The organism is Methylobacterium sp. AC433 (assembly GCF_979253015.1).
In genome coordinates this window covers 220080-243416 of sequence record NZ_CEEDBN010000002.1, presented here as the reverse complement: position 1 = coordinate 243416, position 23337 = coordinate 220080, and the positions used below count along the sequence as shown (strand labels likewise).

Annotated in this window: 16 protein-coding genes; 3 read left to right on the top strand and 13 right to left on the bottom strand. The window is 71.5% G+C overall.

Features of this window, described 5'->3' with window-relative positions:
• Nucleotides 1-8: 8 nt before the first annotated feature.
• The 9 genes from addA to AC0IWM_RS04570 all read right to left on the bottom strand — a co-directional run bounded on the left by addA (nt 9) and on the right by AC0IWM_RS04570 (nt 18512).
• A complete protein-coding gene (gene addA, locus AC0IWM_RS04610; RefSeq protein WP_471753513.1) occupies nt 9-3491 on the bottom strand; it encodes a double-strand break repair helicase AddA in 3483 nt (1160 codons plus the stop codon).
• The gene (gene addB / locus AC0IWM_RS04605) at nt 3491-6625 is read right to left on the bottom strand and encodes a double-strand break repair protein AddB (RefSeq protein ID WP_471753282.1); all 3135 of its coding nucleotides are present in this window, start codon (nt 6623-6625) and stop codon (nt 3491-3493) included. Before addB ends, addA begins: the two co-directional genes overlap by 1 nt.
• Nucleotides 6626-6692: 67 nt before the next feature.
• The gene (locus AC0IWM_RS04600) at nt 6693-7430 is read right to left on the bottom strand and encodes a nucleotidyltransferase family protein (protein ID WP_471753281.1); all 738 of its coding nucleotides are present in this window, start codon (nt 7428-7430) and stop codon (nt 6693-6695) included.
• Between the two features lie 56 nt (nt 7431-7486).
• Complete coding sequence (gene tsaE / locus AC0IWM_RS04595) at nt 7487-9040, bottom strand: tRNA (adenosine(37)-N6)-threonylcarbamoyltransferase complex ATPase subunit type 1 TsaE (protein WP_471753512.1); 1554 nt, start codon at nt 9038-9040, stop codon at nt 7487-7489.
• A 191-nt stretch (nt 9041-9231) separates the two neighbouring features.
• The gene (locus AC0IWM_RS04590; protein ID WP_471753280.1) at nt 9232-11724 is read right to left on the bottom strand and encodes a sensor histidine kinase; all 2493 of its coding nucleotides are present in this window, start codon (nt 11722-11724) and stop codon (nt 9232-9234) included.
• 314 nt (nt 11725-12038) lie between these two features.
• Nucleotides 12039-13439, bottom strand: coding sequence for an adenosylhomocysteinase (ahcY, locus tag AC0IWM_RS04585; protein WP_471753279.1), 1401 nt, complete (start codon nt 13437-13439; stop codon nt 12039-12041).
• 373 nt (nt 13440-13812) lie between these two features.
• The gene (locus tag AC0IWM_RS04580; RefSeq protein WP_471753278.1) at nt 13813-15948 is read right to left on the bottom strand and encodes a VCBS domain-containing protein; all 2136 of its coding nucleotides are present in this window, start codon (nt 15946-15948) and stop codon (nt 13813-13815) included.
• A gap of 337 nt (nt 15949-16285) precedes the next feature.
• Nucleotides 16286-17902 carry an AMP-binding protein gene (locus AC0IWM_RS04575; protein ID WP_471753277.1) on the bottom strand — a complete coding sequence of 539 codons (1617 nt, stop codon included), beginning with the start codon at nt 17900-17902 and terminating at the stop codon, nt 16286-16288.
• A 10-nt stretch (nt 17903-17912) separates the two neighbouring features.
• Entirely contained in the window at nt 17913-18512 is a 600-nt protein-coding gene (locus AC0IWM_RS04570) for a nitroreductase family protein (protein ID WP_471753276.1), read from the bottom strand.
• A 291-nt stretch (nt 18513-18803) separates the two neighbouring features.
• On the opposite strand from AC0IWM_RS04570, the gene AC0IWM_RS04565 reads away from it, so the two are divergent.
• Complete coding sequence (locus AC0IWM_RS04565) at nt 18804-20129, top strand: GGDEF domain-containing protein (protein ID WP_471753275.1); 1326 nt, start codon at nt 18804-18806, stop codon at nt 20127-20129.
• Nucleotides 20130-20154: 25 nt separating this feature from the next.
• Here AC0IWM_RS04565 and AC0IWM_RS04560 read toward each other — a convergent pair whose 3' ends face one another.
• Together AC0IWM_RS04560 and AC0IWM_RS04555 are read right to left on the bottom strand one after the other, a co-directional pair.
• Nucleotides 20155-20394, bottom strand: a complete 240-nt coding sequence (locus AC0IWM_RS04560; RefSeq protein WP_055947672.1) for a hypothetical protein — start codon at nt 20392-20394, stop codon at nt 20155-20157.
• Between the two features lie 85 nt (nt 20395-20479).
• Entirely contained in the window at nt 20480-20707 is a 228-nt protein-coding gene (locus AC0IWM_RS04555; RefSeq protein ID WP_471753274.1) for a hypothetical protein, read from the bottom strand.
• A gap of 141 nt (nt 20708-20848) precedes the next feature.
• Between AC0IWM_RS04555 and AC0IWM_RS04550 the strand changes: the two genes are divergently transcribed.
• Nucleotides 20849-21073: a hypothetical protein gene (locus AC0IWM_RS04550; protein ID WP_471753273.1), complete on the top strand. Its 225-nt coding sequence runs from the start codon at nt 20849-20851 to the stop codon at nt 21071-21073.
• 4 nt (nt 21074-21077) lie between these two features.
• On the opposite strand, the gene AC0IWM_RS04545 is transcribed toward AC0IWM_RS04550, so the two are convergent.
• Nucleotides 21078-21668, bottom strand: coding sequence for a glutathione peroxidase (locus tag AC0IWM_RS04545; RefSeq protein WP_471753272.1), 591 nt, complete (start codon nt 21666-21668; stop codon nt 21078-21080).
• A 192-nt stretch (nt 21669-21860) separates the two neighbouring features.
• On the opposite strand from AC0IWM_RS04545, the gene AC0IWM_RS04540 reads away from it, so the two are divergent.
• Nucleotides 21861-22406 carry a PRC-barrel domain-containing protein gene (locus tag AC0IWM_RS04540; RefSeq protein WP_471753271.1) on the top strand — a complete coding sequence of 182 codons (546 nt, stop codon included), beginning with the start codon at nt 21861-21863 and terminating at the stop codon, nt 22404-22406.
• A gap of 234 nt (nt 22407-22640) precedes the next feature.
• Here the strand turns inward: AC0IWM_RS04540 and AC0IWM_RS04535 are convergent, their stop codons facing one another.
• Entirely contained in the window at nt 22641-23075 is a 435-nt protein-coding gene (locus AC0IWM_RS04535; RefSeq protein WP_471753270.1) for a response regulator, read from the bottom strand.
• Nucleotides 23076-23337: the final 262 nt, after the last annotated feature.

Sequence of the window (23337 nt, the reverse complement as noted above, 5' to 3'; positions counted from 1 at the left end):
TCCAGCGCTCACGCCGCCCTCTGCGCCAGCGCCTCGAGGGCGGCGGCGACCGCCTCGGCATCGAGCCGGCGGATGACCGGCCCCGAGGTCCAGACCAGCATCGGCACCACCCGGTGGCGCGGGTAGATCTCCGCCAGGAGCGCGGCGTAGAGGGCGATCTGTCCGGCTTCCGCGCGCGGCAGCGGCGCGCCCTCCCGCGGGGGCCGGCCGGTCTTGAAGTCGGCGACCCAGACCGTGTCCCCGGTGATCGCCAGACGGTCGACGCGGCCGAAGACCGGGCGCGAGACCCCGCCGACCACGACCCGGCCCGACAGCGTCACCTCGGCCCGGGCCTCCCGCGCGAAGAGGGGCGCCAGGTCCGGCTCCTCGAAGAGGTGCAGGGTCGCGGCGACGATGCCGTCCTGCTTGGCCCGATCGAATCCGGGCGCGCGGGCGCGCACGAAGGCGCGCGCGGCGGCCGCCCGCTGGGCCGGCTCGATCCGCGGCAGGTGCTCCACCAGGGAATGGATCAGTGTCCCGCGCCGGCGCGCCTCGCTGTCGGCCTGGCGCTGGCCCGGCTCGCGGCGGGTATCGGCGGCCCCGAGAGCGCCGGACGGCGTCACCGGCGGGGCGGCCTCGATTTCGGCCGGGACGGGGGCCTCCAGCCAGGCCGGCAGGTCCGGCGGCCCGGGGACGGCGGAGGGGGCCGGAGCCGCCGATTCCGCCGCGCCGCCGTCGCGCCACAGGGTGGCGGGGCCGTGGGGCGTCTCCAGCCCCTCCCCGGGGCCGAAGGCGCGCTCCAGACCGGTGCGGATCATCTCGCACCAGGCCGCCTCGCTCGGGGCCTCGTGTCCCCGATAGGGCGCGATCACGAGGCGGTCGGCGGCGCGGGTCATCGCCACGTAGAGGAGGCGGTTGTGCTCCTCGCGGCCTCGGGATTGCAGGGTGGCGCGGGCCTGGGTGACGGCCTCGCAGTCACCGGCCTTGGCCCCGGCCCAGATCGGCGGCAGCGGCGCGGCGCCCTGGCCGAACCGCTGCGCCCCCGGCAGGAGCGGCAGCAGCGGCGGGTCGTTGCGCCCGAGTGCCTCGCAGCCGTCGATGACGGCCACCACCGGCGCCTCGAGCCCCTTGGCCCCGTGGACGGTCATCACCCGGACCTCATCGCGACCGGAATCGAGGTCGCGCTTGACTGTGTGGCCGCCCTCCCCGCGCCCCGGCACCGTGTCGTAGCGGGCGAGAAAGCCGCCGAGGGAGGGGGCGTCCGGCGCCTGCTCGGCCTGGGCCGCCGTCATCAGGAAGACGTCGATGGCGTCGCCGGCCTCGCCGCCGAGGCGCGAGACCAGGGCGCGCCGGCCGCCCCGCGCGCCGAGCAGCGCGGCGTAGAATCCGAACGGTCCCTCGCAGGCGGCGAGGTCGATCCAGGATCTCAGGGCCGCGTGACCCCGGATCGCGGCCGGGTCGCCGGCGGCGGCGTGCCGGGCCAGCGCGTCCTCGAGGGTTTCGTGCAGGTCGCGGCGGGCGGCGATGCGCACGAGGTCGTCGTCGTCGAAGCCGACGAGGGGCGTCTTCAGGGCGCCGGCCAGGGTCAGGTCGTCGGCCGGCAGGAGCCCGGCGCGGCCCACAGCCACGAGGTCGTTGACGGCGATGTGGGCGGCGATGTCGAGGCGGTCCTGGCCGGCGACGGGCACGCCGAGGGCCTTCATGGCACGGATGACCTCCTCGAAGGCCGCCGAGCGCTTTCGGACCAGGATGAGGATGTCGCCCGGGCGCCAGACCCGGCCGGTCTCGTCGCCGGTGGTGATCCAGGCGAGCGCCGCGCGGGCGACCCGGCGGGCGGTGACGACGGCCGGCGCGTTGGTCTCGGGCGCGTCGACGGGGGCCGCCCAGGCGTCGGGCTCGGGCTCGTCGGCCGGCTCTTCGATGGGCCAGAGCTCCACGGTGCCGGGCGCGGCTTTCCGCGCCGTGCTGTGGGTGGTGCCGACCGCCGCGTCCTCGAAGGACAGGCCCTCGTAGTGCTCGGGAACCGCGAAGGTGGCGTCCACCGCGCGCAGGACGCCGCCGGCCGAGCGGAACGACAGGTTCAGGTGGACGTCCTCGAAGGCGAGGTCGGCCCCCTCGGCCGCCCGCTGCCAGGCGCGCCGCGTGGTCTCGAATTCGCGGGGCTCGGCGCCCTGGAAGCTGTAGATCGACTGCTTCGGATCCCCGACGGCGAAGCGCGTGCGGGCGACCTCGCGGGCGCCCTCACCGGAGGCGAACTCGGCGGTGATGCGGCGCAGGATCTCCCACTGGTGCGGGTTGGTGTCCTGCGCCTCGTCGATGAGCACGTGGTCGACGCCGCGGTCGAGCTTGTACAGGACCCAGGTGGAATCGACCCGGCCGAGGAGGTCGAGGGTCTTGTGGATCAGGTCGTCGAAGTCGAGGGCGCCGAGGCGGGCCTTCTGGGCCTCGACCCGGCGGTGGATCTCGCCCGCGAGGGTGAAGAGCGCGTGGGTGCGTTCCAGGGCGCGCACGCCGCGGAGCGTGTCCTGCAGCGGCTCCAGCCGGTCGCGCTCGTCGCGCAGGGCCTGCTTGGCGTCCTCCGGCACCGCCTTCGTGCCGAGGCTCTTGTCGGCCTTCGGCGCCCCCTCCTTGGTGAAGAAGAGGGAGAGATAGGTCTCCAGGGCCTCGCCGGGCGAGGCCGCCGCCTCCACCGCCAGGAGCTTGTCGGCGATTCCGTCGTCGGTGGCCTTGCCGGTGCGCAGGCGGCCGGCGAGCGCGGTGAGATCACCGAGCCCCCCGTCCAGCATGCGTGCCTCGATCGCCGCGGCACTGTCCCCGGGCCGGACGCCGAGGGCGTCGGCCAGCGCGGCGAAGGGGCCGTCGAGGCCCAAGCGGCTGTCGAGCACGTCCCGCGCCCGCATGGCGCTGCGGATCGCCTTGCGCAGCGCATCCCCCGTCGCCTCCGGCCCGACGACGGCCAGGGCCTCGCCGAGCCGCGGATGCCGGCCGCCGATGGCGTCGGCCAGCACGTTCCCGGTCTCGATCCGGAAGGCCTCCGCGGCCTGCGTCTCGTCCAGCACCACGAAGCGCGCCGGCACGTTCGCCTCGAAGGGAAACATGTGCAGCAGGCGTTCGCAGAGGGCGTGCAGGGTCTCGATCTTCAGGCCGCCCGGGGTCTCCACCGCGCGGGCGAACAGCCGCCGGGCCACCTGCAGGGTCTTCCGCGCAGGGCGCTCCCCCGTGAGTTCGGTGAGTTCGGCCGTGAGGGCGGCGTCGTCCAGGGTGACCCAGCGGCCGAGCACCCGGAAGACCCGGATCGACATGTTCGCCGCCGCCGCCTTCGTGAAGGTGAGGCAGAGGATGCGGGCCGGCGGCGCCCCGTCGAGGAGCAGGCGCACCACCCGGTCGGTCAGCACCTTGGTCTTGCCGGCGCCGGCATTGGCCGAGACCCAGGCCGAGGCACGCGGATCGGCGGCCCGGCGCTGGGCCGCCTTGGTGAGGTCGTCGACGACGAAGGCTTCGCGGCCCGACATCATGCATCTCCCTCCCCGCCGAGCGACCATTCGAGCACCCGGGCGAGGTGGTCGTAGTCACCGTAGGACTTGGCGTATTTCGGGTAGGGCCGCGAGGTGTAGGCGGCCTCGCCGGTGAGGAAGCGGGCGACGAGGCCGCGGAAGCGCGCGACGTGCTCGGCCACGATGGCGGCGATCTCGCGCTCGTCCCCGCGCGGCGGCTTCACCGCGAGGGGCTCGAACGGTTTGCGGCCGCCCGAGGCGTGGACGTAGAGGAGGTCGGGCGTCAGCGTGGTGGCCGGAAAGCCGTCGAAGGCGCCGGCCATGAGCATCGCAGCCTCCAGGGTGAGCTGGGGCGAGAAGCCGGCGAAGACTTCCTTGTTGCTCGGCGGCAGCCCGGTCTTGAAGTCGACGATGCAGGCCCCGCCGTCGCGGCGCCGCTCGATCCGGTCGGCCCGCGCCCGCAAGGTGAAGCTCTCGGCGCCCATCGGGATCACCCATTTGCCGGACATCTCCGGATGCACCCGCGCCAGCTGCGCCCGGCGCTCGACCTCCCAGGCCAGGAAGTGCGCGGCCAGCCGCTCGTAGCGCGGCCACCACTCGGCGTAGAGCTCGGGGTAGGTGTCGGAGATCGGCCGGAAGGCGTTGAGAGCGAGGCTGAACAGGCGCTCCACCGCCGTCTCGGGCAGCGCCTCGGGATGATCCTGGGCGAACTGCCCCAGGATCTCGTGGATCAGCGTGCCGCGGTCGGCCGCGCCCGGCTCGGCCGCAACCGGGTCGAGCGGGTCGAGGCCGAGGACGTGCCGGGCGAAGATCACGTAGGGGTCCCGCACCAGGGTCTCGACCTCGGTGACGCTCAAGGAGCGCGGGAACAGGGCCGGATCGGGCTTCGGCCGCGGCTGCTTCAGGCGGGCCTGCGCCGGGCCGCTACCCTGGTCGAGGGCGGCGGCATAGGCCGAGAAGCGGCGCCCGGCGTCGAGGGCCCGGTTCCAGCAGGCGTCGCCCGTGAAGGCGCGCAGGCGCTGCAGGAAGCGCGAGGGCACGGTCGGCGCGCCTTCGCGCTTGGCCGCCCGGGTGATCAGCGCGTCGTGGTGGCCGAGGGCCTGCACGAAATCGTGGGCGCTCTGGCCGATGCGGCGCTCGGGCGGATTGAGGCCGATGCGCTCGCGCATGGGCCGGTTCAGGAAGGCGTCGGTGGTCGTCTGCATCGGCCAGACGCCCTCGTCGAGGCCGCCGAGCACGACCCGGTCGACGCTCATCAGCCGCGCCTCCAGGAGGCCCAGGATGCGCAGGCGCGGATGCGGGCGCCCGTCGCTGCAGGCCACCATGCGCTCGCGGGCCAGGGCGGTGAAGAAGGCTGGGTAGTCGCCGAAGCGGCCGGGCAGCAGGCCGGGCTCAGCCATCTCCAGGTCGTCGAACAGGGTGTCGAGCACGCCCAGGGAGGCGTCGTCGACCGCCTCGCCCTCGGCCGCGTCGATCAGCATGTCGAAGGCGGCGCGATGAGCGGCGGCGTAGGCCACGAGGTTGCCGACGCCGCGGTGATCCGCGTCGAGGAAGCCGCCGAAGGCCAGTTCCAGCCGGTCGAGGAGGCCGGCGGCGAGATCCCAGTCGCGCTCGGTCAGGCGGCGCTTGGCCCGGGGCCGGCGCCCCGTGGCGGCGCGCTGGTCGGCGAGCGCCTTCTGGAGCCCGGCAAAGCCCGGCGCCGGGGCCGGCCCGCGCAGGGCGCCGATCTCCAGGGCGGCGGCGGCCCGGACCACGTCGCTGCGCGGCATGCCGAGCCGGACATAGGGATGGGCCAGGAGCGTGATCAGCCGGGCCGGCTGGAGGTCGGCCGCGACCTCGGCGGCGAGGCGGGCCAGGCGCCCGGCCCGGCTGCGCGACAGGGCCTCGCCCCCCGAATCCTCCGCGACGATGCCCCAGCGGGCGAGTTCGGCCGCCACCCGGAGCGCCAGGGAGCGGTCCGGCGTCACCAGGGCGGCCGTGGCGCCGGGAGTCTCGAGGGTCTCGCGCAGGGCGATGGCGATGATCAGCGCCTCCTCGCGCTCGTCGCTGGCCTCGACCACTGCGAGGCCCTGCATCCCCTCCTGCGCCAGCCGGGCGCGCTCGGCCGGGTCGAGGGCGGCCCAGGCCTCGGTGGTCTCGGCCGGACGCAGGGCCTGCGACAGCAGGCCGAAGCGGGCGCGGGCCGGGGCGGAGGGATCTCCGAGGGTCTCTACCTGCGCCCGGTCGCGGCCGAGGCAGGCGGGGCCGAGGAGGCGGTGCAGGATCGCCTGCGGATGACCGTGGGCGATCTCGCGCGAGACGCCCTCGCCGGTCTCGATGGCGTCCCAGCCGGCGGCGTCGAGGTCGCCGTCGAGGCCCGGCAGCACCACGGCGCCGCGCGGCAGCCCCGCCACCGCGGCGATCAGCCGGGCGGTGGCCGGCACCGAGCCGGTGGAGCCGGCCACGATCACCGGATCGGTCGGGCGGTCGCGCATCAGCCGGTCCGCCTCGGCCAGGACGAGGCGGCGCGAGCGCGAGACCGGGTCGCTCATCCCGCGCTCGGCGAGGATCCCGGGCCAGGCCTCGGCGGCGATCTTCACGAAATCCAGGGTCAGGCCGAAGTAGCGCGAGTACTCGGCCTCGACGGCGCCGCCGATCTCCGCCCAGGGCAGGCCCTCGACGGTGAGCGCGTCCATCAGCCGTTCGAGGTCGGCGGCGAGCCCGATGGCGTCGGCGGGGGAGGACGGGACCAGGAAGGGCACGTCGTCGTCGATCGGGAGCAGCGTGCGGTCCACCGCCTCGGCCCAGCCCTGGACGAGGCGGGCGAGGATGAGCCGGCGCTCCAGGGGCGGCATCGCCGGGGCGAGCAGGTCCGGGCCGTTCTCGAGGAGCGGGTTGGCGGCCAGATCCAGTTCCGCCTCGTCGGCCTCGCCGAGCGGCACCATCCGGGGCAGCAGGGCCGCCTGGCCGAGGCGCGCGGCGAGGATCGCGGCCAGCGCGCGGACCGCCCGCTGGGTCGGCAGGTACAGGGTGACGGAGGCGAGGGCGAACGGATCGGCGCCGATCTCGCCGACGAGGCGCCCCGAGATCAGGGCGTCGGCGAGCGTCGGCAGGAAGGGCGCCCCGGGCGGAATCGAGAAGACGTGGGTGGACGAGACGTCTGAGGTCGGCATCGCACCCTCCATGCCACCAAATCCCGTGCCCTGGAATGCGACGCCCTGACGGATCGAGATTCTGCGCTCAGACCGTCGGCGCCGTGGACTTCACCCGGGCCTCGGCCGCCGTGATCGCCTCCGGCGTTCCGACGTGGAGCCATTGCCCGTCGAGGCGCAGTCCGCGCAGGCGGCCGGCCGCGATGGCGCGGTCGAACAGGAGGTTGAGGGAGAAGGCGCCCTCGGGGGTCCCGGCGAAGAGGCCGGGCTTCAGGATAGCGACGCCGGCATAGATGAAGGGTGCCACCTCGCGCTCCCCGCGGCGCTCCAGGGCGCCGGAGGAATCCATCACGAAGTCGCCGTTGCCCTCGTAGCCGAGGCTGGTCGCGGTCGGGGCGACGAGGAGGAGGATGTCCATCGTCTCCGGGTTCCAGGCGGCGATCAGGCGGCCGAGATTCGAGTCCGGCCCCTCCAGCCAGAACGAGTCGGCGTTGAAGACCACGAACGGGTCGTCACCGAGGAGCGGCAGGGCCTTCTTCACGCCGCCGCCGGTCTCGAGCAGGGCGTCGCGCTCGTCCGAGAGCACGATCTTCGGGGCCGTCCGGCGCTTGCCGACATGGCCCTCGATCAGGTCCGCGAGGTAATGGACGTTGACCACCGCCTCGGTGATGCCGCCCTCGGCCGCCCGGTCGAGGGCGTGGTCGAGGAGCGCCCGTCCGGCCACCTCCACCAGAGGCTTGGGCACCGTCGCGGTGATCGGGCGCATGCGCTTGCCGAGACCGGCCGCGAGGACGAAGGCGCGGGTGATGGGGGCTGTGTCGGACATGGCGGCTTCGTCTCGTGGAAAGGTCTCGGGCGGGCGCTGACTGCCGTCCGGCAGCCTCACGCGGGCATCGCGGGTCCTTGAGCGGCCTCGCCCGGCTCGGACGCGCCCGCGGCCTTCGGCACGAGGTGCGGCAGGTGCGCCTCGTGCCAGAGGCGCAGGTGGGTCAGGGCCGGGTGGTTGAGGTTGCGCGCGAGGTAGCCCTCGATCCGCGGCAGGTGCGCGAGGTAGGCCGGCTTGCCGTCGCGCCGGTCGAGGCGGGCGAAGATGCCGAGGATCTTGGTGGCGCGCTGGGCCGCCAGCACCGCGTAGGCGCGGGCGAAGGCCTGCATGTCGAAGTCGGGCTCGCGGGCGCGGCGCTCGCGCACGTAGAGGCCGAGGAGCCGCAGCTCGAACTCGGCGCTCGCGTCCACCCGCGCATCCTGGAGGAGCGAGGCGACGTCGTAGGCCGGATGGCCGAGGACCGCGTCCTGGAAGTCGATGACGCCGATGCGCTCCAGCCCCTCGCGCTCGGGCAGCCAGATCAGGTTCGGCGAGTGGTAGTCCCGCAGGGTCCAGGTCGGGCGATCGGGCTTAACGCCGTCGAGCGCCTCCGCCCACAAGGCCACGAATTCCGAGCGGGCCGCGTGGGGCAGCTCGGCTCCCCTGATCGCCGGGCAGTACCAGTCCGGCAGCAGCTCGGTCTCGAACACCAGGGCTTCGAGGTCGTAGGGCGGCAGCACGTGGTCGATGCCGTCGGCGACCGGCAGGACGCCCGGCAGCTCGGTGGCGTGGAGCTTGGCCAGCAGGCGGACCGCCTCGGCGTAGCGCTCCGGGCGCGGACCGTTGGCGTCGACCACCGGCTCGGAGCCGAGGTCCTCCAGGATCAGCAGGCCCTCGGCGAGGTCCTCGCCATAGATGCGCGGTGCCGAGAAGCCCAGCGCCCGCAGGCCGCGATCCATGCCGACGAAGGCGTGCACGCTCTCGGCGAGCTTGACGATGGCGCTGTAGGGGCGGCCGTTGCGCACCGGCGGACCGTCGGCGCGGGGCGGCGAGATCATCAGCACGGCGCTCTTGCCGTCCGGCTTCACCAGGCGCTCGTAGGCGCGCGAGGAGGCGTCGCCCTGCATGTTGATGCGCGTGGCCTCGTCCCAGCCGCTGCGCACGAGGAGGATGCGCAGGGCGCGGGCCCGCTTCAGCCGGGCGGCCATGCCGCCGCTGCCGTCGATGCGGGCGAAGCGCGCGCCGTCCCCGAACTCGGCCCGCAGGGAGAGATCGACGGTCAGCATCGGCGCGTCGCGGGGCCCGAGGCGCTCGGGCCATTCCACCAGGGTGATGGCGGTCTCGGCCATCTCGTCGAAGCCGAGCTCGACGAGTTCGTCGGGGCTGCGCAGGCGATAGAGGTCGGCATGCACGATGGGGCGCCCGTCGGCCGCCTCGTAGGGCTGGATCAGCGTGAAGGTCGGGCTCGGCACGTCGAGGTCCGGGTCGCCCACGAGCTCGCGGATCAGCGCGCGCGCCAGGGTGGTCTTCCCGCCGCCGAGGCCGCCGGACAGGGCGACGATGTCTCCCGGCACGAGGAGGCCCGCGAGGAAGCGGCCGAGATCCTCGGTGGCGCCCTCCTCCGGAAGCATGATCTCCCAGGCCGATTTCACCTCACGCTGGGGCGTGTCGGCACCATCCTCGTTCAACGCCCAATTCCTCCCTGGCCGTGCGCCGCCGCGGCCGGATCCGGATCGCGCGGAGCCCCGCTGTCATACCGGAGCATCCTTAACCAAATCGCGGGCGGGGCGAAGGCTCCATGGGGATTAGCCGGGGACACCCCCTACTCGGCGGCGTCCCGGTGCGCGGTCGGCTCGGTGATCGGGAAGGTGCAGGTGACGCGGGTGCCGGCCCCGGGGGCCGAGTCCAGGCTGACCCGCCCGCCATGCAGCTCCACGAACGAGCGCACGATCGACAGGCCGAGGCCGACGCCCCGGTGGCGGGTGCCGAGGGTGTGGCTCTCGAACCGGTCGAAGACCCGGGCGGCGACGTCGGGCGGCATGCCCTGGCCCTGGTCGGCCACCGCCAGGGTGAGCTCGGCGGCGTCGCGGCGGACCTCCACGCGGACCTGCTGGCCCGGCGCCGAAAAGCCGACGGCGTTCGACAGGAGGTTGAACAGGATCTGGCGCACGCGCTTGCCGTCGGCGACGAAGGTGCCGACGTCGTCGGGCACGTCGAGGGCGAGGGTGATGGCGGAATCGGCGAGCCGGTCCTCCAGGCCGCGCACGGCGGCGTCGACGGTGGCGCGGACATCGACCACTTCGCGGGTGAGTTCGAGGGAGCCGGCGTCGATGGAGGCGAGGTCGAGGATGTCGTTGATCATCACGAGCAGCGCCCCCGAGGAGCGCATGATGTGCCCGGAATACTCGCGCTGGCGCTCGTTCAGGGCGCCGACCGTCTCGTCGCCGAGGAGCTGGGTGAAGCCGATGATGTTGGTGAGCGGCGAGCGCAGCTCGTAGGAGACGTGGTTCACGAAGGTGTCGCGCAGCTGCGAGGTCCGCTCCAGGGCGTCGTTTTTGTCCGTGAGCGCGCGCTCCACGTTCACGCTGGCGGTCACGTCGATGAGCGTGAGCAGCGTCGCGCCCTCGGGCAGCGGCTGGGCGGCGCAGTCGAGCACGGTGCCGTCGACGATCTCCAGGCGGCAGGTCAGGCCGGCCCGGCTCTCCAGGCCGGTGATGGCGCCGCGGATGTCGATCCACGGGTCCTCGTCGGGCGAGAGGGTCTGGCAGGCGGCGATGACGGCATCGACGCGGGGGCGTTCGCGCAGGGTCTCGGGGTCGAGGCGCCACAGGGTGGCGAAGGCGCGGTTGGCGAAGGTCAGGCGGCCGTCGGCGCCGAACACCGCCACGGGCTCCTTGAGGGTGTCGAGGGTCTCGGCCTGCACCCGCATCAGGGCGTTGTAGCGGGATTCGAGCTTCATGTTCTCCGAGACGTCGTCGAACAGGTAGGTCAGGCCGCCCTGCGGGTTGGGATCGGCGACGACCCGCAGCGAGCGCCCGTCGGGCAGGTACCACCAGGCCTCGTTGGCCTCCACGGCGCGGTAGGCGGCGAGCACGTCGGCCTTCCAAGACTTGAAGTCGGCCTGCTCGGGCAGCTTGCGGGCCGCCCGCAGCCGGTCGAGGATCTCGCCGTCCAGGGGGCGGCCGTCGAGGAAGGCCTGGTCGAGGTCCCAGAGCTGCCGGTAGGCGGCGTTGTGGAAGATCAGGCGCTGACGGGCATCGAACATCGCCACGGCGGTGGGCAGCTGGTCCAGGGTGCGGACGTTGGCGTCCATCTGGCGCTGGAGGTCGGCCCGCACGCTCTCGAGCTCCGAGACGTCGACGGCGATGCCGACCCGGCCGGTCTCGATGGCGCTCTCGGTGACGTCGAGGGTCCGGCGCCCGCCCGCTACGACGGCGGACAGGCGGTGGGCCGCACGCCCCCCGGCCGCCAGGCGCGCGGCCTCGTCCCGGGCGATGAGCTCCCGGGCCTGCCGGTCGAGGAGCTCGACGCCGCCCTCCAGGGCGCGCTCGCGGGTGCCCGCCTCCACCGCCGCCACGTAGGCGAGGTTGACCCAGGCGAGGACGCCGTCGCGGTTGCGGCGCCAGACCGGCTGCGGGATCGCGTCGAGGAGGCTGCCGAGCGCCGAGAGGCCGCGCTTGGCCTCGTGCAGGGTGAGGCGCAGGTCGATCAGTTCGCGCTTCTCGTCCGTGGTCTCCCGCAGCCGCAGGATCGCGCGGCCGGACAGGGCCTGCCCGTGCGCGTCGATGAAGCGGCCCGACTGGGTGCGCAGGCTCAGGCGGAAGCCGGCGCCGCGGGCGCGGAGCGCCTCGACCGCCGTGTTCAGGGCATCGGCGTCCACCGCGTGCAGCCAGGTCTCGAAGGCGGGCAGGCCGAGGTCGGCGTCGCCGGGCGAGCGCCGGCCGTCGACGAGGCCGACATCGCCCTCGATGGCCGGCGCCCCGCGGCCCGACCAGGTGATGAGGACCTGGCGCTCGGCGTTCAGGAGCATCTCGGCGCGGTCGTGGGACTCGCGCAGGGCCGACAGCTCCGTGACGAGGTCGCGCTCGCGCCGGGTCCAGCGGCTGCGCTCGCGCATGTGCAGCAGGGCGACGATGGTGGAGAACACCGTCAGCCCGATCAGGATCGCGAGACCGGCGGCGTTGTGCGTGTGTTGCCCGAATCCCGAGGCGGCAGCGCTGGCATCCATCCCCGTCCCGGCCGCCCAGGCCGGTCGCACGGCGACGACGAGAGAGCCGGCGCACAGCAGGGCGCGCGCCGTTGGTTCGACCCTCATGATCCGTCCCGCCTCCACGAATCTTCGATGAGACGCCGAAGGGCGCCCATCCCGCAACCGCCCGGAGGCCGGCTGCGAGCCACTCCATCTGAGGAATCAGCCCACACTAGCGCGAGGCGGAATCGTCCCGGAAGAGGGTTAAGCTTAACTTTGGAGGCTTCGGGGGCGATGGCCGCGCAGGGGCGCAGAAAAGCCACACTGCGCAGGCGCGCCGGTCGGGGCCCGGACGCGCGGAAGCCCGGCACGGGGCCGGGCTTCGCTGGGGCCGGATCCGGCTTCGTCGCGGCGCCCCGGGAGGGGCGCCGGAGCGGTCTTCAGTAGCGGTAGTGGTCGGGCTTGAACGGGCCGTTCTCGGAGACGCCGATATAGGCGGCCTGGTCGGGGCGCAGCTTGGAGAGCTTCACGCCGATCTTCTCGAGGTGGAGGAGCGCCACCTTCTCGTCGAGGGCCTTGGGCAGGGTGTAGACCTGCTTCTCGTACTTGCCCGGGTTGGTCCAGAGCTCGATCTGGGCCAGCGTCTGGTTGGTGAACGAGGCCGACATCACGAAGGACGGGTGGCCGGTGGCGTTGCCGAGGTTCACCAGGCGGCCCTCCGACAGGAGGATGATGCGGTGGCCGTCGGGGAAGGTGATCTCGTCCACCTGCGGCTTGATGTTCGACCACTGAAGGTTCTTCAGGCCGGCGACCTGGATCTCGTTGTCGAAGTGGCCGATGTTGCACACGATGGCGCGGTCCTTCATCGCCCGCATGTGCTCGATGGTGATGATGTCCTTGTTGCCCGTGGCGGTGACGAAGATGTCGGCGCGCGGGGCGGCGTCCTCCATCGTCACGACCTCGTAGCCTTCCATCGCGGCCTGGAGCGCGCAGATCGGGTCGACCTCGGAGACGAGGACGCGGCAGCCGGCATGGCGCAGCGACGAGGCCGAGCCCTTGCCGACATCGCCGAAGCCCGCGACCATGGCGACCTTGCCGGCCATCATGACGTCGGTGCCGCGGCGGATGCCGTCGACCAGCGACTCGCGGCAGCCGTAGAGGTTGTCGAACTTCGACTTGGTGACGGCGTCGTTCACGTTGATGGCCGGGAAGAGCAGCTTGCCCTCCTTGGCGAGGTTGTAGAGGCGGTGCACGCCCGTGGTGGTCTCTTCCGAGACGCCCTTGATCGAGTCGGCGAGACCCGCGAACCAGCCCTTCGGCTTCTCGGCGAGCTTCTTCTTGAGGAGCGCGAAGAAGATCTCCTCCTCCTCCGACTCCGGCTTGTCGAGGAAGGCGGTGTCGCCGTTCTCGGCGCGCAGGCCCAGGTGCACGAACATGGTGGCGTCGCCGCCGTCGTCGAGGATCATGTTCGGCATGCCGCCGCCATGCCAGTCGAACAGCTTCGAGGTGTAGTCCCAGTACTCCTCCAGGGTCTCGCCCTTGATGGCGAAGACCGGGATGCCGGCGGCCGCGATGGCGGCGGCGGCGTGGTCCTGGGTCGAGTAGATGTTGCAGGAGACCCAGCGGATGTCGGCGCCCAGCGCCTTCAGGGTCTCGATCAGCACGGCCGTCTGGATCGTCATGTGCAGCGAGCCGGCGATCTTCGCGCCCTTCAGGGGCTGCGACGGACCGAACTCCTCGCGGGTGGCCATCAGGCCCGGCATCTCGGTCTCGGCGATCGAGATCTCCTTGCGGCCGTAATCGGCCAGGCCGATGTCCTTGACGATGTAATCCTGGGCCATGGGTACTTCCTCCGTGGGCTGGCTGCGGGCTGGCGCAGGCCATAGCAGGACCAGGCGGCGGAGGCAATCAAGATATAAAGATGTCTTTATGCGAATCGGTTCCGGTGCGCTGCGGTCTGCCTGACGCGGGTTCGGGCGATCACGTCCGACGATCCATCCCGAACGAAGCGGCAAGCGATACGGTCGACACCTCCCGCCCCCCTGCTCACCGGGAGGCAGGACGCGAGCCCTGGCGGGACACGATCCGCACCGTGCCCGTCGCCGACGGCGTATCGACCGCGCACATGAACCGCAATGGAGCATTTAAATGAAATGGGCCGCCATTTCTGGCGACCCAAATCTTCAATGCATCAATGCAGACGAGACAGTCACTTCAGACCATGAACAGCAGATCGTCCATAACGAGAATCCCACTGCCTCCGGTGTGATTCAGCACGAGCTGGTCGATGTGCCCCCAGTCGACTTCGACTTTCGTGCTCCGACCCAGATCGAGCACCTTTTCGCCGACGAGGACGCCGTTATTGAAGCCCTGCAGGTCCACATGCGTGTTCTGCAGATTGAGGTCGGCGAAATAACCGCTCTGAAATTCGAAGTCTGCTCCATCGGCTCGACTGATCGTTGTCGGGGTCGCCCCAAAGTAGTTGTTCAAGCCCACGAACGATCCCGAACCTTGACTGTTGTTGGCCACACCCGAGTAACCGTAATTTTCATGCATCGCGATCATTTCGTAGCTGCCACTTGAAGCAGAGTCCCATTTGAAACCTTTGTAATTTGAAATATCTCCGTAACTTTGATTGTTGGCCGCGTTGGTCCCAGGAACATCTTCGAAGGTGATCAACAGATTTCCGGCCTTCACCGGCTCATCCTGCCCTGCAATGCTCACTTTGATCTGTTGGCTGGCCGTTCCATCCTGCGAGTTCACGGTGAGCGTATCATAGACCGTCTGTCCCGTGGCCAACGCCTGCACGTTGGCGTCGCCGTTGCGCAGGGTGTAGTCCCAGGCCCCGTCGTTGAAGGTGAAGTCGCCGTAGGTGCCGTGCAGCGCCGAGGCCGAGACATCCGCGAAGTGGCTCTGGCCGGCATCGAGGTCGGACACGGCGAGGGTGCCGGACGCCTTCAGGACACCGTCTTCCTTGACGGCACCGACCGCGTTGCCGGAGATCGCGGCGACATCGTCCACGCCCGTCACCGTGACGGTGACGGAGGCGGTGTCGACGAAGCCCTGGTCGTCGGCGACCTTGTACTGGAAGGTCACGTCGGCCTGCTCGCCGGCCTTAAGGTACTGAAAGGCTTGGCCCGGATCATAGACGACGCTCTTGCCGTCCTGGCTGCTCGTGGCCGTGCCCTGGAGGCCCGAGGCGAGGATTTCGGTGACGTGCAGGGCCGTGTTGCTGGCCGCCAGCAGGTCCTTGTCGTTGGCCAGAACCTGGATCGTGACCGGGACATCCTCCGTCGTGGTCGCCTTGTCGGCGGCCGCGAGAACGGGGGCGACGATCTCGAGCTTCTCGAACTGCCGCACCCCGATGTCGGCGGTCTTGAACTGGTACATCCAGTTGCCGTCACCGGCGAGATGCTTCTGGAAGCCCTGGAGGTCGGCGAGCACCGCCGCGTCCTGCGCCTCGGCGGCGGTGAGGACGAGCTGGAGGGTGTCCGAGCCGCCCTCGCCCCAGAGGTCGATATGCGCGCCGCCCTTGCTCTGGGCGAGGGTGAGCCGCGCGACGTCGTTGCCGTCGCCGAGGTAGACGAGGTCGGAGCCGCCGCCGAGGATCACGCGGTCGTTGCCGCCGCCGGCATAGATCGTGTCGTTGCCGGAACCCGTGGTGATCACGTCGGCGCCGGAGCCGGTGTAGATGCGGTTCAGGCCGTTGCCGACCGTGATCGTGTTGTTGCCCTCGCCGGCATAGATCTCGTTGTTGCCGGATCCGGCCGTGATGACGTCGTGACCGGAGCCCGCAGTGATGCGGTTGGAGCCGCCGCCGGCGTCGATGACGTTGTTGCCTTCGCCGGCGTTGATCTGGTCGTCGCCCGAGCCCGCGGTGATGCGGTCGGCGCCGGAACCGGTGTTGATCGTGTTCCGGCCATCGCCGGCCCGGATGACGTTGTTGCCCTCGCCAGCATTGATCTGGTCGTCGCCGGAGCCCGTGACGATGGTGTCGTTGCCCGAGCCGGCATTGACCTGGTTCCGGCCGTCCCCGGCATCGACGGTGTTGTCGCCCTCGCCGGCGTTGATCTGGTCGTTGCCGGCGCCGGCGACGATGCGATCGGCCCCCGAGCCGACGTTGATGGTGTTGTTGCCCGCGCCCGCATCGATAACGTTCAGGCCTTCTCCGGCATTGATCTGATCGTCACCCGCACCAGTCGTGATCTGGTCGTTGCCAGATCCGGCATTGATCAGGTTGCGTCCGACCAGATCGACGACTCTGTTGTTCCCCTCGCCGAGATTGTAGTTGTCGTCGCCATTACCGCCGAGATACGTATCGTCAGCATTGCTGCCATTGAACGTTGCCATCGCGCCCCCCCATTTTCTTAATATCGTCTCAACGCGATTTGTTTAAGAAAATTTTCTGGATTGGGGAAGCGAGATTTCCCAATATTTCCGTCAAACGACTACTTAGGGTGCCCAATTAACCTAAACGCCGGGATTTGACTTCTCCACAGAGAACACGACCATCGGCGTCACGTACGCGAGAATACGAAGCATCGTCGATGCTTCCAGCTCGCACGGGATGTCGAAAGACTGCCCTAGACAGCATGATCATGGCGCGATGACGCCCGTTGCTTGAACGCTGCCTCGCAACGACGCGCCGAACCCGATCGCCCCGAGGCCTTGCGCGCCCGGCGCAGGTCTAATCCGCGTCGCGCAGCTGCCGCCGGATGATCTTGCCCGTGGTGGTCATAGGCAGGCTGTCCCGGAACGCGATCTCGCGGGGATATTCGTGGGCGGAGAGGCGGGTGCGCACGAAGGCCTGGATCTCGGCGGCCAGCGTCTCGGAGGCGGTGTAGCCCGGGCGCAGGACGACGAAGGCCTTCACGATCTCGGTGCGCAGGGGGTCCGGCTTGCCCACCGCGGCGGCCAGCGCCACCGCGGGGTGCGCGCCGAGGCAGTCCTCGATCTCGGTTGGGCCGATTCGGTAGGCAGCCGAGGTGATGAGGTCGTCCTCGCGCCCGACGAAGTGGACGTAGCCGTCGGCGTCGCGCCGGGCGGTGTCGCCGGTGAGCATCCAGTCGCCGGCGAACTTCTTCGCGGTCGCCTCCGGCTGGTTCCAGTAGCGCAGGAACATCACCGGGTCGGGACGGGCGATGGCGATCTCGCCCGGCTCGTCGTCGGCGGTCTCGGTCCCGTCGGGCCGCAGGATCGCGACCCGGTGCCCCGGCACCGGCCGCCCCGTGGAGCCGGCCCGTGCCACCCCGGCCGAGCGGCAGGCGGCGAGGACCAGGTTGCACTCGGTCTGGCCATAGGCCTCGCCGATGGTGAGCCCGAGTTCGCGCCGCGCCCAGTCGAAGGTCTCGGGGCCCAGGGCCTCGCCGGCGGAGGCGATGTTGCGCAGGCGCGCGAGGTCGAAGCGCCCGCGCGGGTCGGCGACGCCGCGCAGCATGCGCAGGGCGGTCGGCGGCAGGAACGCGACGGTGACCGCCCGCTCGGCGATCAGCCGGAAGGCGGCCTCCGGCTCAAAGCGGAAGCTCGGGCAGGCCACCACCGGCAGGCCGAAATGCAGGCTCGGCAGGGTCGCGTTGAGGAGGCCGCCGGCCCAGGCCCAGTCGGACGGGGTCCACATCCGATCGCCGGGCTTCGGCGGGAAGTCGTGCATCATGCAGAAGCCCGGCAGGTGCCCCAGGAGCACCCGGTGGGCGTGCAGCGCGCCCTTGGCCGGCCCGGTCGTGCCGGAGGTGTAGATCATCAGGGCGGGATCGTCGGCCCGGGTGTCCACCGGCACGAACACGTCCGGCGCCTCCGCCAGCAGGGCGTCGTAGCCGAGGGCGAGGCCCCGCGCGCCGTCGACGCAGACGACGCATTCGAGCGCCGGCAGCTCGGCGCGGATCGCGTCGATCTTGGCAAGGCCCGCCGCATCGGTGATCAGGACCCGCGCGCCGGCATCGGTCAGCCGGTAGCGCAGGGCGTCCGGTCCGAACAGGCCGGCCAGCGGCAGCGCGATCGCCCCGAGCTTGTAGGCGGCCGCGTGCGCGATCACCACGGCGGCCGATTGAGGCAGCAGCACGCCGACGCGGTCGCCGGGCACGACGCCCCGGATCCGCAACCCGGCCGCCAGGCGGTCGGAGCGGTCCCGAATGTCCCCGAAGGTGAACTCCGAGACCCGCGCGCCGACGACCTCCTGGATCGCGACCCGGCCGGGCTCGCGCGCGGCCCAGCGGTCGCAGACATCGACGCCGATGTTGAAGCGCTCCGGGATGTCCCAGGCGAAACCGGCGACGAGCGCGGCATAGTCGGGTGCGGGCCTCAGCACGGCGGGCGGCTCAGGCTTCGCGGGCCTTGAAGGCGCCGGCGAAGGCGAAGTCGGTGATCGGGCGCCGGCCGTTCGGCACCTCCTTGGCCCGCTGCTCCTCGGTGAGATCGGCCGGGTTCGCCGCGCGCCCGACGGCGTAGGCCGCCTCGACCTGATGGTCCGGGGGCACGGCGAGCACGGTGACGGAGCGCTCCTTGTCGAAGCCGCCCATGCCGTGCACGTGCCAGCCCTGGCGGATCGCCTGGAGCTGGAAGTTCGCCGAGGCGGCTCCGGTGTCGAGGGAATGGCTGGCCGAGGGCTTCAGCCCGTCGCCGGTCTTCATCAGCTTGCTCGAGACGAGGATGACGAGGGCGCCGGCGCCCTCCGCCCACTTGCGGTTTCCCGGCACCAAAAGGTCGAGGAAGGTCTCCCATTCGGGCGTGCCGCGCAGGGCGTAGACGAAGCGCCAGGGCTGCGAGTTGTAGGAGGACGGCGCCCAGCGCGCGGCCTCGAACATCCGCAGCAATTCGGATTCCGGCACCGCCTCGCCGGTGAAGGCGCGCGGCGACCACCGCTCGATGAAGAGCGGGTCGATGGCATGGTCGGGCTGGCGCGGGTTCGAGACGGTCACGGGCGGGCTCCAGGAGGCGGAAGGACCGGGGCAGGCGGCGTCGGACGACCCCTTCGAAGGGCCGATCCGCGGCGGCGCGCGCCCCGCGATCGGCGAGGCATGCACGAGGTGGGGCCGGCGAGGCAATTGTCCATTCGGTCCCCCATCGCCGCAAGAGGGGTTTCCCCTGAGCGCAGTGGCCGCGCGCGACGGATCGGTCGCATTTTACGGATCGGGGAAAGCATGCCCACACGGGTCGCGGGCAATCTCCGTCCGGGGCCGCCGCCCGCCCGCCTATGGATCTCCCCACGCGTGACCGCTTCGTCTGCTGCCCGATCGTCCGACGATCCGGGCTCCCTGTCGTTTCGCGCCAGCGACCACCTGCTGATGCTCATCGAGCGGACCCTGCAGGCGACGCGCTGGCGCCTCGCCTTCCCGGCCGAGCTCGAGGCCCGGTTCGAGGCCGAGACCGGCCGCCGGCGGGTCCGGCACCTGCGCCGCGCCACCCTGATCGGCCTGGCGGTCTTCCACCTCTACGCCTGGGCGGCCTACGTCACGACGCCCAACCTCGCGACCCAGAATCTCGTCCTGCGGATCGGCGTGATGACGCCGATGGCGCTCGCGATCTTCGTGGCCCTCGGCCGGGTGAGCGCGCGGATGCGGGAGGCCCTGTGCGGCCTCGGCGTCCTGGCGGCGACGATGATCCCGGCGGGCACCCTCTGGCTCGGGCAGGGACCCAACGTCGCCCACGCGACCACGGCGATCTGGCTGACGGTGATCTTCGCCAACATCTGCCTGGCCCTCCGGTTCATCTGGGCCTGCATCGTCTCGGGCACGGCCGCGCTCGCCGGTTGCCTCGCCGTCGCGGCCCACCCGGAGATCGCGCCCGACCTCGCAGGCCTGATCCGCCTCGACATGCTGATCGGCATCGCCTTCAGTCTCGCAGCCGCGCACAAGATCGAGAGCGCCAACCGGCGCAACTATCTCTATACGTTACGGGAATCCCTGCGGGCGCAGCAGCTCGTCGTCGCCAATGCGCGCCTCACGCGCCTCTCGACCACCGACCCGCTGACCGGCCTCGCCAACCGGCGCGCCTTCTCGGAGCGCCTCGAGGCCCTCTGGCAGGCCTCACGGGACGGCGACCCGTTCGCGCTGATGCTGGTGGATGTCGATCACTTCAAGCGCTTCAACGACCATTACGGGCACGGGTCGGGCGATGCCTGCCTGTGCGCGATCTCGCGCCTGCTCACCGCCCGGGCCGGCAGCGCCGCCGATCTGGTGGCACGCTACGGCGGCGAGGAATTCGCGCTGCTGCTGCCGGGTCTCGACAACGAGGCCGCCATCGCCCTGGCCGAGCGGATCCGCCTGTCGCTGAACGCGCTTTCCCTGCCCCATGCCGGGCGCGGCGACGGGCTGAATCACGTGACGGTCAGCGTCGGCGTCGCCGCGAGCCGCGACGGCGCGGCGACGCCGGCCGCCCTGTTCGAGGCGGCCGACGCAGCGCTCTACCGGGCGAAGTCGGCGGGGCGGAACCGCACCGGCTGCGCCCGGCATCGCCAGGAGGCGGATACCGGCCCGCAAGCGGCCCTGGCCGCATGGCCCGCCGGCGGAACCCCGGCCCGGCGACGCTCGGCCTGAGCGTCGCGGGAACCGGACCCGATCCTCAGTCGACCACGCGGGCGGTGGGGCGATCGTTGCCCTGGGCGGTCTCGTCGTGCCAGGCGCCCTTGCTGTCCTGGTAGCGGATGCCCTCCGTCGAGCCTGGAACCTGCTGCTCGGCCGCGGCGGCCTGGGCCGCCTGCAGGGCCTCGTCGTGGCTCGGATAGGTCTCGGAGAACACGTCGCCGACCTTGTAGGCGAAGCCGCCGTCGTGCTCGACGATGCGATAGGTGATCTCGGACATCGGCCGTTCCTTCCCGTTTCGCGCGCGGGCACAGGTGCCGAGCGCATGTGGGAGGGCGAACACGGGGCGCTTCGGGAGGTTCCCGTCAGTGACGCGTCGGGCGCGCCCAGGACAGGTTCGGAAGCGCCGCCTCGCAGCCCGCGATCAGCGAGCCGCGCACGTCCGTCGGATCGTAGCCCGGCCCGTCGGGGAACCCGATCGCGTGGGTGGTCTCGCTGTCTTCGCGGCGGATGTGGGCGACCCAGCCCTCGGGCGCCCGCTCGAAGGCGATCTCGAAGACGGCCCCCGCCTGCTCGAACCGGTGCGGCTTCATCGTCCCGTCCCTCGACCCATCCCGCGGCGGCCCGGAACCTCCGGCGATCCGGGGCCCGCCTCTCGCCGGATGTGGGGGCTTGCGGTATCGGAGCAAGGGACCCCACCGCTCCGGCCGAAGGCGGCCGGCCCCAGGAGCCGCATGCGCCCCCTCCTCCTCGGCCTTCTCGTGACGATTCTGTGCGCGGGCTCCGGCGCCCGGGCCGAGTTCAGCCTGTTCGGCAGCGCCGATCGGACACCGGCCAATCCCTTCGCGTCGAACTACGCCTCGCCGCCGGCGCGCGGCAGCGCCGAACGGCCGCGGCGTCTCCGCCGCGCGCCGCCGAAAGCCGAGGCGCTCCGCCCGCCCCGGGACATCCCGCGCTGACGCCTCAGGCGGCGGGCAGCGCGTTGGCGATCGCGGTGACGATGCGCGGATCGTTGGGCTCGACCGAGGACGGGAAGGCGCCGATCAGGCTGCCGTCCCGGTCGACGAGGTATTTGTGGAAGTTCCAGCCCGGCGCGTTGCCGGGCTTCTCGGCGGCGGCCCAGCGGTAGAACGGATGCGCGGCCGGGCCCCGGACATGGGTCTTGGCGGTCACCGGGAAGGTGACGCCGTGGTTCCGGCGCGCCGCCTCCGCGATGGCGACCCCGTCGAGGGGCTCCTGATTGCCGAAATCGGGCGACGGGACCGCGATGACGGTCAGGCCCCGGTCGCCGAAGCGGGTCCACAGGCCCTGCAGTCCGGTGAATTGCCCGGCATAGCCGCAGGCCGTGGCGGTGTTGACCACCAGGATGGGCCGGCCGGCATAGGCCGAGAGCGGCAGGGTGCCGCCCTCCGGCTTCTCGAAGGAGAAGGCGCCCGCCTTCGCGGCATCGGCCAGGGCCGGGCGGACGCCGCAGACGAGGGCCCCGCCCAGGATCGCCAGGGCGTGACGGCGCGGCAGCGCGAAGCGGGACTCGGGCGAGATGGCGTTCGACATGGTGCGGCACCCCTTGGCGGGCGCGCGGACCGGTTCCGCCGCCCCTGTCCCCAGGAACCTAAGGCCGGAACGGCGTTCGTCCATTCACCATGCCGTATCGCGGGAACCTTTGGCGGAGGCCTGAACTTGAGCGTGTGCCATCACGGCCCCCCTCGTTCGACCTTCGGCTCGATTTTTCGAAAGACTTCGCCCATGCGCAGCCTGTTGCTCGGCACGACCCTCCTCGCTGCCAGCGCCACCCTCGCCCTCGCCCAGTCGCCGGATGCCAACGCGCCCGCGGCCGCGTCGGCACCGGTCCAGGCCGCCCCCGCCACCCTCGCCAACGATCTGCGCCCCACCTTCGTGGTGCAGAACAAGAGCGACATGGTCACTTCGAAGCTCGTGGGCCTCACCATCCAGAACGCCGCCAACGAGACCATCGGCGAGATCGCCGACGTGGTGCTCGACGAGAAGAACACCGTGAAGTCCTGGGTGGTCGGCGTCGGCGGCTTCCTCGGCCTCGGCACCAAGTACGTCGCCATCGACCCCAGCGCGATGAAGCTCGTGCGCGTCGACGACGCCACCCTGAAGGCGACGATCGACACCAACAAGGATCAGCTCCGCGCCGCGCCGGAATACGTCTATCTCGGCAAGGCCAAGCCCAACGCCGATGCCAAGCCGACGACGGGCGCCACGACGAACACGGATGCGAAGTCGAATTCCGACACGAAGCCGGCGGACGCCCCCAAGGCGCAGTGATCGGCGCGAGGATCGCGTCCGAGACGCCGTCGCGATCCGACGCCCGAAAGCCTTCGCGTCCGCGCGCGAGCTCCGCGCGAGGGCTTTGTCCGTCCGGGACCGAAACCGATACGATCCGGGCCGATCGTCAGAAAACCGTCACGCTGTTGGGGTATCCGGCTCGCCGACCGGAGTTGGGCGATCCCAACGGGGAGGTATCGAGATCCGAGCGTCGCGCCTCGGAGGCGCCGCGCATCAGGCAGGGCTGCGGAGGGCGTCCCAAACCGTGCTGGCGACGTTGTCGATGCGCCGGACCGCGATCAGGCCGTCGCGGTCGTCCGGGAACTGGGTGTCGAACAGTTCCTCGAGCCACTGCGTCGGGTCTTCCTCGCTCGCCAGGGATTCGAGGTCGCTGGCGAAGACGATGCGCAGGTCGGGGCGAAGCGCCCGGGCTTCCAGGGCGAGCCTCTGGCAGCAAAGCTTGCCCTGCAGGCTCACGTCGGTGACGAGAACATCGACGGGCAGGCCCAGGGCCAGGACCGTCATCGCATCGACGCCGCAATCCACCGTCGTGGCCGCGAAGCCCGCCCGCCGGATCTGGGACGAGACCTCGTCACGCCAATGCTTCTGGCGGCCGGCGATCAGGACCTGGACGCCGTAGGCGCCACCCGGCGAAGTCGGTCGTTCCATCGTCGAGACTCCCCCGCCGCGCCTGGACATCCGTGCCGATCACCTCGGAAACTGTGCGTCGCAGCATGCTATGTCACGTTCGCTCGAACAGACAAGCCCTCTTCCCCGATACGTGGACGACTTTCGGATCCCGCCCTCCCCGTCCCGCCCGGCCCGTCGATCCGGAGGCTCGGGGCGGGCCGCGATGCTGCACCGCCGCGGGCGGGCAAGTGCTTGATCCGCAAGGCCTTGAGGCGCCGGGTCCGGATGCGACGGCCAGATG